Origin of the sequence: Massilia sp. MP_M2, assembly GCF_039123635.1 — a bacterium.
GTDB lineage: Bacteria > Pseudomonadota > Gammaproteobacteria > Burkholderiales > Burkholderiaceae_D > Telluria.
On the sequence record NZ_JBCHJF010000001.1, the window covers coordinates 264366 to 277913 of the forward strand.

Sequence of the window (13548 nt, forward strand, 5' to 3'; positions counted from 1 at the left end):
AGCGGCCCCCATTATGACACTGCGTGGCGCCCCGGCAGCCAAGTGCCGGCTCATGCCGGCGTACGCGCCGCCGCTGTCGCCGTTACGACTGCTGCGGCCAGCACCGCATCGACGTCGTCCGGCAAGGCCGGCTTGAGCAGATGACGGTCGAAGCCCGCAGCGCGCGAGCGGGCGCGGTCTTCCTCGGTGCCCCAGCCGGTCAGCGCCACCAGCATGACGCCCTCGAGCGCGGGCAGTTGGCGCAGGCGGCGCGCCGCTTCGTAGCCGTCCATGAACGGCATGCCGATATCGAGGAATGCAAGGTCAGGCTGAAAGCGCGCGGCTTCTTCCACCGCCGCCGCGCCGTCATGCACGACGCGCACCGTGTGGCCGGCGATCTCGAGCAGCGCCGCCAGCGTGGCAGCGGCGTCGACGTTGTCGTCCGCGACCAGCACCCGCAGCGCGCCAGCCTGCGCGCCACGCTGGCCGCCATTGCGCGCCGCTTCTGTTGCCGGCGCAAGCCCGGGTGAGGCAACGAGCGGCGCCAGCATCAATGGCAGGCGCACGGCAAAGCTGCTGCCCAGGCCCACGCCGGCGCTGTGCGCGCTGACCGCGCCGCCATGCAGTTCGACCAGGCGCTGCACGAGCGAGAGCCCGATCCCCAGTCCGCCGTTGGCGCGCTCGATGCTGCGCGCCACCTGGGTGAACATCTCGAACACGGCCGCCAGCATGTCGGGGGCGATGCCCACGCCGTTATCGCGCACGGTCACCACCGCTTCGTCACCCTCGGTGTGCGCAGTGAGCACGATACGCCCGCCGTACGGCGTGTACTTGGCTGCGTTCGACAGCAGGTTGCTCACCACCTGGCTGATGCGCACCGGGTCAACGTCGACCGGTACTGGCACCAGCGGCAGATCGACGGTCAACCCATGGCCCGCAGCGTCGATCAGCGGCGTGCTGGTCTCGATGGCCGTCGCGATCACGTCGCGCAGGTCGGCCGGCTGCATCTGCAGCACCAGCTTGCCGCTCGAGACGCGCGCGATGTCGAGCAGGTCGTTGATCAGGTGGACCATGTGGCCGACCTGGCGCTCCATCATCGTGCGCACGCCCCCCAGCCGCAAGGCATTGCCCGGCTTGTCCGCGCCCATGCGCATGAGCTCGAGGCCGTTGCGGATCGGCGCCAGCGGGTTGCGCAGCTCGTGCGCCAGCGTGGCAAGAAACTCCGACTTGCGGCGGTCGGCGTCGCGCAGCGCTTCGCTGGCGCGCAGCCGTTCGATGTGCGCCCAGCAGCGCTCGACCACCGCTTCGACCAGCGCCACCTCGTCGCCGGTCCAGACGCGCGGCGTGCGCTGGTGCACCGCCATCATCGCTGCCAGCTTGCCGCCCTTGACCAGCGGGCAGCAGATGATGGCCCTGACGTCGATCTGCCTGAACATCACGGCGCCATCCTGTTCCGTCAATTCGCGTTCGACGTCGTCGATCAGCAGTGTGCGGCCTTCGCGCATGTCGGCCCGCGCGCGCGAGCCGAACAGATCGAGCGAATACACGCCCACGGTGCTGACCGCGCCCGGCGTCACCCAGTCGTGGCGGATCGTGAAGCGGTCGTTGTCCGGCTCGACGTCCGCGTAGGCCACGCGCGTGACGTCCAGGTATTGGCCCAGCAAACGCGTGGCCTCGCCCATGATCGTCTTCGGGTCGTGCGCCACGCGCGTGGCTTCGCCGATGGCGTCGAGCAGGCGCAGGCGCTCTTCGACCTGGCGCCGCTCGGTGACGTCGCTGCCGGTGGCGACCACGAACAGCAATACGCCATCGTCGCCCATGACCGGCGCAATCACGAGATCGATGAAGCGCTCGCCACCGCCCGCCACGAAGTACGGCAGCTCGCAGCGCACACGCTCGCCGCCGGCAGCCAGCGCGACGCAGGCGGCGATTTCGGCCGCCACCTTGGGCGAGCCGCTCCACCAGTTGCAGGCCTGGAACGGGCGTCCCAGCACGTCGTCGCGCGCGTAGCTGCCGGCACCCAGTGCCACGTGATTGGCTTCGATCAGCGCGCCATCCGGGGTCATCAGGATCCCGAAATGCGTGCCCTGCTCGAAGAACGTGCGGAACTTGGCGTTTGCTTCGGCCGCGGCCACGGCTTCGCTTGCGGTGGCGCGCACGCTTGCTTCGAACAGCTTGCGGCTGGTGATGTCGAGCGTGGTGCCGACCAGGCGTTCCGGGGCGCCGGCGGCGTCGCGCAGCAGGCGCCCGCCGGCTGCGATCCAGCGTTCGCGGCCATCGATGGCGCTGACCGTGCGGTATTCGTCGCGGTAGTGCCCATCGCCCGGCGCGGCCAGCAATGCCGCGACCCTGGCCACGACCCGCTCGCGGTCGTCCGGATGGAACGCGGCATCGATCAGCGCGTGCGTGACCGGCCCGTCGGGCGGCACGCCGAAATGCGTGCGCGCCTGCGCGTTCCAGACGATGTCGCACTGGTTCAGAGAATGGTCGAACAGGCCGAATTCACCGGCATCGGCCGCAATGCGCAGCTTCTCGTTGGTGGTCTCCAGCTCGTGCAGCGCGTTGTCGCGCTCTTGTCCGGCCAGCACCTGGGCCGTGGTTTCGGCGCACATGCAGTAAATGCCCGCGACCTGCCCCGCTTCGTCGCGTAGCGCGATGGTCGAGAAGGTGGCGTAGATCTGTTCCGGATAGCCGTTGCGGTGCACGACAAAGCCTCGGTCTTGTGCGTGCACCGGATTGCCCTGCAGCGTGGCGGACAACATCGGGCCGACCTCTTCCCAGACATCGGCCCAGACCTCAACGAACGGCTGGCCGAAGGTCTGGCGGGGCTGCTCGCCGCGCGCCCCGAGCAGGACGCGATAGGCATCGTTGTAAAGCAGATGCAGCGCCGGCCCCCAGGCCACGTACATGGGCTGGCACGCGCCGAGCATCAGGCTCACTGCCGTGCGCAGTGGTTGCGACCAGGCCTCGAGCGGACCAAGCGGATGCTGCGACCAGTCCAGCGCGCGTAATAGCGCGCCCATGTCCCCGCCACCGGTGGCAAACGCCAGGTTGGATGGCGGGAGGTGCGATGGCAAGAGGTCGGGCATCGGGTCATTCACTTGGGATATTCCACAAACGATACCACTGTGCCGCCGCGGCACGTTACATCCTTTTCCCGCTGGTACGTACGCCAGCATGCGACGGCCCCTCTCCCAATACCAATTGCGATACCAATTCGCCAGCCAGACGGCATTGACGCCTGGTTGGCCTCGGGAAGAGCAGGCCTGAGCGCCCCACATAATCAATACCAGTTAAATACCTGTTGACACCGCAGAACGCGCTGCCTATAGTGCGATGACCCTTTTCCCGGTATTCATTGCACACCATGATCGACTATCTCATCGGCGTTGACGGCGGCGGCACCAATACCCGCGTACGCCTGGCCAGCCGCGACGGCGCCGGGCTCGCCACCGGCAGCAGCGGCGCGTCCGGCCTGCGTCACGGCATCGACAAGGCCTGGAGCGCGGTCCTTGCCGCCACCAGCCAGGCCTTTGCCGCCATCGGCATCGACATTATTCCCATGCATGCCTGCGCCATTGGCCTGGGCATGGCTGGCGTGCACAACAAGGAATGGGCGGCGGCCTTCCACGCCGCCGATCCGGGCTTTGGCACCATCATGCTCGATACCGACGGCTTCACGACGCTGATGGGCGCCCATGGCGGGCGGCCCGGCGCAATTGTCGCCATCGGCACCGGCAGCGTCGGCGAAGCCCTGCGGCAGGATGGAACGCGCGTCGAAGTGGGCGGCTGGGGCTTCCCCGCCGGCGATGAGGCAGGTGGCGCCTGGATGGGCTTGCGCGCGATCGGCCACATCCAGCAGGTGCTCGACGGCCGCGCCGAAGGCGGCGCTTTTGCCGACGCCGTGATTGCTGCCTGCGGCGGCGCGCGCGATCCGATCCAGGTCTGGCTCGGCCACGCCACGCAGACCGACTACGCGGGCCTGGCGCGCTTCGTCGTGGCGCACGGTGGCAGCGACCCCGTGGCACGCGGGATCCTGACACAGGCAGGCGCGGAAGCGGCCAGCATCGCGCGCGCACTCGACCCGCCGGGCAGCCTGCCGCTGTCGCTGTGCGGTGGCCTGGGCGAGACGCTGCGCGCATACCTGCCGGCCGCCACGCTGGCACGCTGCAGTCCACCGCACGGCGACTCCGCCGCCGGCGCGCTGCGCATGATCGAACTGCATCTGAAGGACGCCAACGCATGACAAACGACGCTCGCCACCCGATCAAAGGCAACATCCTCACGCCGGCCGGCTGGGTGCACGGCGCGCTGCGCTTCCATGCGCGCGTCGACGGCATCGACGGCCGCCGCGCCGATCCGGCCAACAACGACGACGTCTACATCGTGCCGGGCTTCATCGACGTGCACGTGCACGGCGGCGCGGGCCGCGACATGATGGAAGGCGGCGACGCCGCGCACGTGATCGCCGCCCTGCACGCGAAGCACGGCACCACCAGCCTGCTCGCCACGACCATGACCGCGCCGGTGGAAGACATCGACCGGGCGCTGGCCGCCATTGGCGCGGCCTGCACGGCGCGCGGCCAGGGCGAGGCGCGCATCCTTGGCGTGCACCTGGAAGGCCCGTACATCAACGCCGGCAAGCTCGGCGCCCAGCCGCCATTCGCGCGCGAAGCGCACCTTGATGAAGTCATGCGCTTTCACGCGCTGGCGCCAATGAAGCTCATCACCGTGGCGCCCGAAATCGACGGCCACATGGCCCTCGTGCGCCAATTGACAAAGGCCGGCATCCGGGTCCAGATCGGCCACACCAACGGCGATTACGACGTCGGCGTGGCCGCCCTCGAACATGGTGCGGCCGGCTTCACGCACCTGTTCAACGCCATGCCCGGCCTGCACCACCGCGATCCCGGCATGGTCGGCGCGGCGCTCGCGCACGCCGAATACGCCGAGATCATTCCCGACCTGCTGCACGTGCACCCGGGCGCGATCCGCACTGCCCTGCGCTGCATCCCCAAATTATTCTGCGTGACCGATTCGACGGCGGCGGCCGGCATGCCCGATGGCGACTACATGCTGGGCCGCCAGGTGGTCCACAAATGCATGGGCGGTGTGCGCCTGGCCGACGGCACGCTGGCCGGCAGCACGCTGACGATGGACCAGGCGCTGCGCAATCTGGTGGGCATGGGCCTGTCGATCGAAGAAGCCAGCAAGCGCGTCTCGACCCATGCCGCCGACTACCTCGGCGAAACCCGGCGCGGCCGCCTGGCGCCTGGCTGTCACGCCGACTTCGTGGTCCTGGACCGCGCCCTGAACATCAAAGCTGTCTATATCGAAGGAGAATGCCTGTGAATGCCGCGCCCGCCATTGCTGACGGTACCGAATCGCTGATGCTGCAAGAGGCACTGTCGTCCGGCGACTGCATCGCCCACGCCCTGACGCAGGACGCCGAGCGCTACGCCGCGCTTGGCGAGCAACTGCGTGCAACCCAGTTGCACAGCGCCGTGACGGTGGCGCGCGGCAGCTCCGATCACGCGTCCGGCTACCTGGCCTACCTGATCATGTCGCGCATGGGCCGCCTGGTGACCTCGCTGCCGATGTCGCTCATCACGCTCTACAAGTCGCCGATCATCGCGCGCGACACGCTGGCCATCGCCATTTCGCAATCGGGCCAGAGTCCCGACGTGGTCGAACCGATGCGGTACTTCCGCGCCGGCGGGGCCGTCACGGTGGCGCTGGTGAACGACGCCGCTTCGCCGCTGGCCGACGCCGCCGAGTGGACGATGCCGCTTCACGCCGGCAAGGAGCAGAGCGTGGCCGCGACCAAGAGCTTCATCGCCAGCCTGGTGGCCGGCGCGCGCCTGGTCGCCGATTGGCAGAACGACCCTGAACTGAAGGATGGCATCGCCGCCCTGCCCGATGCGCTGCGCGCTGCGCGCAGTTTCGGCCAGGACGGCGACTGGTCGGCCGCCATCGACGTGCTGGCGCCGGCGCGCAACATCATGGTGGTGGGCCGCGGCATCAGCTTCCCGCTCGCGCTCGAAGCGGCGCTCAAGTTCAAGGAAACCTCGGCGCTGCAGGCCGAAGCGTTTTCGGGCGCCGAGATCAAGCACGGCCCGATGGCGCTGATCGAGGACGGCTATCCGCTGCTGATCTTCGCGACGCGCGGTCCGACCCAGGCCAGCCTGGTGGCGCTGGCCGACGACATGCGCGCACGGGGCGCGCGCGTGCTGCTTGCAGCGCCGGCCGACATCGCCAGCCGCGACCTGACGCTGCCCACCGCCGCCATCCCCGACCTCGACCCGATTGTCGCGGTGCAGGCGTTCTACACGATGGCGGCCCGGCTGTCGGCTGCGCGCGGCATGAATGCCGACCAGCCGCGCCACCTGAGCAAAGTCACCAAGACGAACTAACCGCCCAAAATCACGCCCAAATCACGCCCATGAACGACTACCTCGACCTGGCCGGCCAACTGGTGATGGTGCGCCTGTTCGGCACCGAACTCGATGCCGACACCGATGCCTTCCTGCGTACCTACCGGATCCGCGGCGCCTGCCTGTTCCGCCAGAACATGCGCGACGCGGCGCAGCTGACCCGCTTCACGGGTGCGCTGCGTGCTGCGATCGGGCCGCAAGCCCTGATCGCCCTTGACCAGGAAGGCGGCGCCGTCGTGCGCTCGACCTGGGTGCCGGCACCGCCAAGCGCGATGGCACTCGGCGCGGCGGGCGATCCGGACCTGGCGCGCGAGGTTGGCGCGGCCGTGGCGCGCGCGGTACGTGCGCTGGGCTTCAACTGGAACTTCGCGCCGGTGCTGGACCTGAACAACAACCCGCACAATCCGGTGATCGCCGAGCGCTCGTTCGGCGCCGATCCAGTGCTTGCGACCCGGCTTGCGCTGGCCTGGATGGAAGGCAGCGAACGCGAAGGCGTGGCTTGCTGCGTCAAGCACTTCCCCGGCCACGGCGACACCCACGTCGATTCGCACCGCGACCTGCCGTACGTCGACAAATCACGCGCCGAACTCGAACGCTTCGAATTCGCGCCATTTCGTATCGCTGCGCCCCATGCGCCGGCCATGATGACGGCCCACATCGTCTATCCGGCGCTGGACCCGGTCAATCCGGCCACCATGTCGCATGCGATCCTGACCGGCGTACTGCGCGAACAATTCGGCTACGATGGCGTGATCATCACCGACGGCATGGACATGCACGCGATCGCGCACCGCTATGGCGTCGGCCAGGCCGCCGTCAATGCGCTGGTCGCGGGCGCCGACATGGTCATGGCCATCGGCACGCGCGCCACGCAAATCGAGACGGTGCACGCGATCGCCGCGGCGATCCGCGACGGTGTGCTGCCGCTGGCCGCCGTGCAGGCACGCCTGGCGCGCCTTGGCAAGCTGGCCGACGCGCACCCGGCCGGCGCGCTCGCCTACGCGGCCGAAGCGGATGACCGCGCACTGATGGCGCGCGCCTGGCGCGCGGGCCTGACGGCCCTGCGCTCGCCGCAGCGCCCAGAGCGCGGCGCGCGCGTGCGCCTGATCGCACGCGCCGACGTGATCAGCGACGGCGTGTCCGAAGCCGGCGTGCCGGCGGCCAGCATCGCGGCAGCGCTGTCGCAGCTGTACGACGTCGACCTGGTGACCTTCGCCGACAGCGAAACCTTCGACTGGAGCGCGCTGCCAGTCGACGGCCGCTTCACGATCCTGGCCTCGACCGCGCGCCGGCGCTACGGGCCACAAGCCTGCGCGACCTGGCGGCCCGACCTGCATCTGGCCTTGTGGAACCCGTATCAGGCACTCGACTTCCCCGGTCCTGCCCTGCTCAGTTATGGATTTGCGCCGCCGGCGCTGGCCGCTGCCATGGCGTGGCTGGCCGGCGAGATCGACGCGCCAGGTACCTGCCCGGTACCGGGTTTTGACGGGCCGTGACAGCGGCAAGGTAACGCGATGTAACGACACGGGCACGGCGGCCCGTGCTACGGCACAATTGCCAATCCAGAAAATGCTGGATGTATGGGACAATACTTTTTTGTCCGAGCTTGGCATTTTTGCTATATTGCAAAAAGCACATTTCGTATATTTTTTGTCTAGATAGAAGGATAACCAATGTCCCAACTCCGTCTCGCCCGCCTCTGCCTGATGCTGGCCGCCGTCGGCCTGAGCTCCGCTGCCGTGATTCCTGCCGTCCACGCGCAAGACAAGCCTGCGGCCGCCGCCGCCGCCGCGCCGAAGGACACTGTCCGTCCTGAGCTGTTCAAGTTGCTCGACCCGGCGCAGATCAAGCCGCTGATGGATGCAAAGAATTACGCCGAAATCCAGAGCCGCGTGACGCAGGCCGAAGCCTTCCCGAACCGCACGCCGTATGAAGACTACGTCGTCAACCGCATGAAGCTGTCGCTGGGCTCGGCAACGAACGACAACGCGATCTCGATCCCAGCGCTCGAAGCCGTCATCGCATCGGGCCGCCTGGCGCCGAACGAGCAGGCCGACTTCATCCAGGCCCTGGCGAACATGCACTACAACGCCAAGGATTACCCGAAGGCCATCGAGTGGTTCAAGCGCTACCAGAAAGAAAGCCCGACGCCTGAAAAAGTCGCCGCGCCACTGACCCGCGCCTACTACCTGGGCGGCGATTACGCCAGTGCCAAGACGGCGCTGATTCCAGCCATCGAGGCGACCGAAAAAGCCGGCCAGAAGCCAAGCGAAGAAGACCTGCGCCTCTTGGCCTCGTCGGCCAACAAGGTCAAGGATGATGCCGGCTACCTGGTCGCGCTGGAAAAGCTGGTCGCCCACTACCCGAGCGACGACTTCTGGACCGACCTGCTCAACCGCGGCGTGGCGCGCAAGTCGGGCTTCGATGCACAGACCAACATGATCAACGTGTATCGCCTGGAAGCGGCTGCCGTCAAGCAGATGGCGGCAGAGGAATATGTCGATCTGGCCGAGCTGTCGCTGCGTGACGGTTTCCCGACCGAAGCAAAGAAAACCATGGATGCCGGTTACGCTGCCGGCGTGCTGGGCAAAGGGGCCAATGCCAAGACCCACAACGCGCTGCGCGACAAGGCAAACAAGGGCGCAGCGGACGATGCCAAGAACATCGCTGCCGGCGAAGCGGGCGCGGCCAAGGCCAAGACCGGCGCCGGCCTCGTCAACCTGGGTTGGGCATACGCGACCATGGACCAGGGCGACAAGGGCGTCGGCTTCATCCAGCAAGGTATTGCCAAGGGCGGCCTGAAGAACGCTGAAGAAGCCAAGCTGCGTCTCGGCATGGCGCAAGTTCGCGCTGGCAAGAAAGCCGAAGCGACCTCGACCTTCCAGACCGTCAAGGGCGGCGGCGGTGCAGGCGACCTGGCCAAGTACTGGCTGGTGCTGCTGCAACAGCAGAAGTAAGCCAGCTGTTGTCGATGTCCCCGTGAAAGCGGGCCAGGCCCTGCGCCCGGCCCGCTTTTTTCATGTCAAAAGCCGGGGTCAGGTCTGACATTTGGACACGGGCTCTTCCGCAAACCCTTCGCGGGGGCTTTCATAAACAGACTTTTTGTTGAGCTCGTGTCTGAATGTCAGACCTGACCCTGCTAGTTCAGTTCACGCGTCCGACTCTGGAACATCAAGCTGGCGCGTTACATAATCAGGCTGACAGTTCGCGCCGAATAATGTCTGCGCCTGCGTTCAATGCAGCCAGCTTGGCTCGTGCGATGTGACGTGGCAAAGGTGCCATCCCGCAGTTGGTGCAAGGGCACAGCTTGTCGGCATCGACGAACTGAAGCGCCCTGCGCAGGGTGTTGGCAACTTCCGCCGGCGTTTCGATCATATTGCTTGCCACGTCAATCGCGCCGACCATCACTTTCTTGCCGCGGATAAGTTCCAGTAAATCCATTGGAACATGCGAGTTATGGCATTCCAGCGAGACGATGTCGATATTCGATTTTTGCAGCTGAGGGAAGATGGATTCGTATTGTCTCCACTCCGCCCCCAATGTCTTCTTCCAGTCAGTATTGGCCTTGATGCCGTAGCCGTAGCAAATATGGACGGCGGTTTCACACTTGAGGCCTTCGATGGCCCGTTCCAACGTAGCGATGCCCCAGTCATTGACTTCATCGAAAAACACATTGAACGCCGGCTCGTCGAACTGGATGATGTCGACGCCGGCGGCTTCCAGTTCGCGCGCTTCCTGGTTCAGGATTTTCGCAAATTCCCAAGCCAGCTTTTCACGGCTTTTATAGTGGCTATCGTAGAGCGTGTCGATCATGGTCATGGGGCCAGGCAGGGCCCATTTGATCGGCTTCTTGGTTTGCTGGCGCAGAAATTTGGCATCATCGACAAACACCGGCTTCGGGCGGCTCACGGCGCCAACCACGGTTGGCACACTGGCGTCGTAACGATTCCGGATCCTGACGGTCTCGCGTTTCTCGAAGTCGACACCATTCAGGTGTTCGATAAATGTCGTGACGAAATGCTGGCGCGTCTGTTCGCCATCGCTGACGATATCGATGCCTGCCTGTTGCTGGTCTTCGAGGGACAGGCGCAATGCATCCTGTTTACCCTCGACCAATTCTTCGTTTTGCAGTTTCCAGGGCGACCAAAGCGTCTCTGGTTGTGCGAGCCAAGAAGGTTTCGGCAGACTGCCGGCAGTTGAAGTGGGCAGTAATTTTTTCATATCAGATCGCTTTTCGTGTTTGATTATTAGAGGGTGTAGCTGGCTGCCCATCGCTCAAGAATCGGCTGGTATGGCTTGATAAAGTGTTCTTCAGCAAATTTCCCCTGCTTGACGGCGAGCTGGCTACGCTCTTCCCGGTCATACACGATCTGCGTCAATGAGTAATCCTCGTGTTTCAATTTCGGCTGATAGCATTTGGCCGCCGCAGAATTGGCATTGTAGATTTCGGGCCGGTAAATCTTCTGGAAAGCCTCCATGGTGCTGACAGTGCCGATCAGTTCAAGATCGGTGTAGTCGGACAGCAGATCGCCGACAAAATAGAATGCCAGTGGCGCAACGCTATCGGGCGGCATGAAGTAGCGCACCCGCAGCCCCATCTTGCTGAAGTATTGATCGGTCAGCGAAGGTTCATCCTGCAGGTATTCGACACCCAATACAGGGTGCTGATGTTCGGCGCGGTGGTAAGTCTTGTTGGTAGAAATACTCAGGCAGATCACGGGGGGCTTGCCAAAATTTTCCTTGTAGGCCGTCGAGCCGAGGAAGCACTGGAACAGCTTTCCGTGCAGGTCGCCAAAGTTAGCCGGGACGCCAAATTCCTGCCGATCCTTGTTGTGATCCGACAGCAGCACGCTGAAATCATAATCGCGCACATACGAGGAAAAGTTGTTTCCCGCGATGCCGTCGATGCGGTCGTTGGTGTCGCGATCGACGATACTGGTTTTTAATATTTCGATCAGCGGGAACGCATCACCACGTCCTCCGTCCCCCAACGCCATGTCGACGGAGACGATATCGAGTTCAAGAGAATAACGATCCCCCTTGGGATTGTCCAAATGGGCCAAGGCATTGAAACGCGCGTCCATCATCTGCAAGGCCTTGCGCAGATTGTCCTGGCGATTCTCTCCCCTGGCCAGGTTCGCGAAATTGGTCGTGATACGCGTGCCATCCGCCGGACGGTAATGTTCATCGAAACGGACGGTCTTGATCGCAAACGTAAAATCTTCATTCATCATAGCCAGGTGCTCCGGGTTTGAGAGCACGACATATGTGCCCAACCCGATGGAGTATGCCGAAGCTGTGAAATGAATAAAAGTGATGTTAACTCATCAAACGATGAGATCTGCTCATAGTAGCCAGGATCAGGTCTGACATTTGGACACGAGCTCGCGCTTGGTCGGCTCGCCAGGGCTTTCACAACCAAACTTTTGCTGAGTCCGTGTCTGATTGTCAGACCTGACCCTGCTTTTGCGGCTCTTCTTTTGCTGCCCTGCTTTTGCTGCTCTTGCTGCTCGCGCTTCGCGTGCGGGGAAGCGGCGCTGCCCGGCCAGGCGGGTGCTCTTTACTTCTCGCCTAACAAATCGACAATTTCGTCGTAGCCGCCTACACGCTTCCCGTCAATATAGGTCTGCGGCGTCGTCTGGACGCCCTCATCCTGCATGAAGGCATCGACTTCGCTACGGGTAGTCAGTTGATGATCCTCGACCTGGTAACCTGCCTGTTTCAACAATTCCAGCGACTCGACGCCGAACGGACAGACATGTTCTGGGGTGACCATGCGGTGCAGCACTGCTTGTTTCGATTCCATTGACATATGATTCCTTAACGCTTTCTGGGTGATAGGCGGTGACGCCACGGGCCATTACATCGTGGCTCCAGAGTAAACAGGCATCACGGGCCGCGCCGTGCGTCAACGCACCCATGGTCGCCCCGCCCGTGCACCGATTCGCCATTCTGTGTGCGCGTGCGAACACAGTCTTTGACCAGTCCTCGCGATAATCATCCCATTCACATGGGAGAGATGATGACAACGGTACGCAAGGGCCAGGCGCCCGCCAAGCTGGGGCGCAACGAATTCCACCTGCAGTTTCGCCGCACCTTCCAGGACCCCGGCTACGACGCGCTCGAACATGAGCTGGCCGCTATCGAGGCGGTCGCCTGGGACGCTTACCAGGACGGCCGCAAGGCCCCGCGTACGGTCAAGGCCGGGCCGGGCTTTGCCGATCCCGACTATGATCTGTCGATCGACTGGAAAGCCGCGCGCGACCGCCTGCTCGAGGCCGAGAAGCACCAGAAGAATCCCGACACCAAAAGTCGCATCCTGATCATCAACGCCTCGGCCCGCAACGATGGCACCTGCCCCGGCGAAGTCTCGAAAAGCTGGCGCATGGCCGAGATGGCGCGCACCGTCATCGAGGCCGATGGCATCGAGGCCGACATCCTCGATCTGAGCCTGATCAATTCAGATTACGACCGCCACATTCACCCATGCAAGGGTTGTGTGTCGACCGCCATGCCGCTGTGCCACTGGCCATGCAGCTGCTACCCGAACCACGCCGAGCGCCAGGTCAATGACTGGATGAACGAGATCTACGAACGCTGGGTGCTGGCGCATGGCGTCATCATCATCACGCCGGTCTATTGGTACCAGACGCCAGGGGTGCTCAAGCAGATGATCGACCGTCTGGTCTGCGCCGACGGCGGCAATCCCGATCCTTCCTCGACGCAGGGCAAGAAGGCCGAGCTCGCCAAGCAGATCGAACGCGATGGCTGGGAATATCCGAAGCACCTCGCCGGGCGCGCATTCGGCCTCATCGTGCATGGTGACGTGGCTGGCATCGAGGGCGTGCGCCGCTCGCTGTCGGACTGGCTGGAATGGATGGGGTTGATCAGTTCGGGCAACTTCGGCCAGCTCAACCGCTTCATCGGCTACTACGAATCGTATGCCGACAGCCACGAGACGTTCGACGCCGACCATGCGGTGCAGGAAGAGGCCCGCAACGTGGCACGCGCGGTGGCGATTGCCGTGGGTGAAGTGCGCGCCGGCCGCGTCGCCGTCGCCAGCCAGAACCTCAAGCAGCCACGGCCCAAGTAAGCCCGCAGTGGCAGGCCGCCGTCAGCATGCACGGAGCGCTGA

The 13548-nt window shown here is 64.6% G+C and carries 10 protein-coding genes; 6 read left to right on the top strand and 4 right to left on the bottom strand.

Going from position 1 to position 13548, the window contains the following annotated elements; all coding sequences use genetic code 11:
* Positions 1-50 precede the first annotated feature (50 nt).
* On the bottom strand, positions 51-3080 hold the full coding sequence (locus RCH14_RS01225; RefSeq protein ID WP_343024346.1) for an ATP-binding protein: 3030 nt from the start codon (positions 3078-3080) through the stop codon (positions 51-53).
* Positions 3081-3346: 266 nt separating this feature from the next.
* Here RCH14_RS01225 and RCH14_RS01230 point away from each other — a divergent pair, with 266 nt between their 5' ends.
* From RCH14_RS01230 to RCH14_RS01250, 5 genes are all read left to right on the top strand, one after another.
* Positions 3347-4225, top strand: a complete 879-nt coding sequence (locus RCH14_RS01230; protein ID WP_343024347.1) for a BadF/BadG/BcrA/BcrD ATPase family protein — start codon at positions 3347-3349, stop codon at positions 4223-4225.
* Positions 4222-5331 (top strand): N-acetylglucosamine-6-phosphate deacetylase, encoded by a 1110-nt coding sequence (gene nagA / locus RCH14_RS01235; RefSeq protein ID WP_343024348.1) that lies wholly within the window; start codon positions 4222-4224, stop codon positions 5329-5331. The genes RCH14_RS01230 and nagA overlap by 4 nt, the downstream gene beginning before the upstream one ends.
* Entirely contained in the window at positions 5322-6392 is a 1071-nt protein-coding gene (locus RCH14_RS01240) for an SIS domain-containing protein (protein WP_343024349.1), read from the top strand. The genes nagA and RCH14_RS01240 overlap by 10 nt, the downstream gene beginning before the upstream one ends.
* 29 nt (positions 6393-6421) lie before the next feature.
* The gene (locus RCH14_RS01245) at positions 6422-7909 is read left to right on the top strand and encodes a glycoside hydrolase family 3 protein (protein ID WP_343024350.1); all 1488 of its coding nucleotides are present in this window, start codon (positions 6422-6424) and stop codon (positions 7907-7909) included.
* A gap of 177 nt (positions 7910-8086) precedes the next feature.
* The gene (locus RCH14_RS01250) at positions 8087-9370 is read left to right on the top strand and encodes a hypothetical protein (RefSeq protein WP_343024351.1); all 1284 of its coding nucleotides are present in this window, start codon (positions 8087-8089) and stop codon (positions 9368-9370) included.
* A gap of 235 nt (positions 9371-9605) precedes the next feature.
* Here RCH14_RS01250 and RCH14_RS01255 read toward each other — a convergent pair whose 3' ends face one another.
* From RCH14_RS01255 to RCH14_RS01265, 3 genes are all read right to left on the bottom strand, one after another.
* Positions 9606-10634: a methionine synthase gene (locus tag RCH14_RS01255; protein WP_343024352.1), complete on the bottom strand. Its 1029-nt coding sequence runs from the start codon at positions 10632-10634 to the stop codon at positions 9606-9608.
* A gap of 26 nt (positions 10635-10660) precedes the next feature.
* Entirely contained in the window at positions 10661-11644 is a 984-nt protein-coding gene (locus RCH14_RS01260; protein ID WP_343025018.1) for a DUF1852 domain-containing protein, read from the bottom strand.
* Between the two features lie 329 nt (positions 11645-11973).
* Positions 11974-12219, bottom strand: coding sequence for a glutaredoxin domain-containing protein (locus tag RCH14_RS01265; RefSeq protein WP_343024353.1), 246 nt, complete (start codon positions 12217-12219; stop codon positions 11974-11976).
* Between the two features lie 213 nt (positions 12220-12432).
* Between RCH14_RS01265 and RCH14_RS01270 the strand changes: the two genes are divergently transcribed.
* On the top strand, positions 12433-13506 hold the full coding sequence (locus tag RCH14_RS01270; protein ID WP_343024354.1) for a flavodoxin family protein: 1074 nt from the start codon (positions 12433-12435) through the stop codon (positions 13504-13506).
* Positions 13507-13548: the final 42 nt, after the last annotated feature.

Excerpts from the sequence above, each read along its gene's own strand:
- RCH14_RS01230 (WP_343024347.1), top strand. The coding sequence starts at position 3,347 with ATGATCGACTATCTCATCGGCGTTGACGGCGGCGGCACCAATACCCGC.
- nagA (WP_343024348.1), top strand. The coding sequence starts at position 4,222 with ATGACAAACGACGCTCGCCACCCGATCAAAGGCAACATCCTCACGCCG.
- RCH14_RS01240 (WP_343024349.1), top strand. The coding sequence starts at position 5,322 with ATGCCTGTGAATGCCGCGCCCGCCATTGCTGACGGTACCGAATCGCTG.
- RCH14_RS01245 (WP_343024350.1), top strand. The coding sequence starts at position 6,422 with ATGAACGACTACCTCGACCTGGCCGGCCAACTGGTGATGGTGCGCCTG.
- RCH14_RS01250 (WP_343024351.1), top strand. The coding sequence starts at position 8,087 with ATGTCCCAACTCCGTCTCGCCCGCCTCTGCCTGATGCTGGCCGCCGTC.
- RCH14_RS01255 (WP_343024352.1), bottom strand. The coding sequence starts at position 10,634 with ATGAAAAAATTACTGCCCACTTCAACTGCCGGCAGTCTGCCGAAACCT.
- RCH14_RS01260 (WP_343025018.1), bottom strand. The coding sequence starts at position 11,644 with ATGAATGAAGATTTTACGTTTGCGATCAAGACCGTCCGTTTCGATGAA.
- RCH14_RS01265 (WP_343024353.1), bottom strand. The coding sequence starts at position 12,219 with ATGGAATCGAAACAAGCAGTGCTGCACCGCATGGTCACCCCAGAACAT.
- RCH14_RS01270 (WP_343024354.1), top strand. The coding sequence starts at position 12,433 with ATGATGACAACGGTACGCAAGGGCCAGGCGCCCGCCAAGCTGGGGCGC.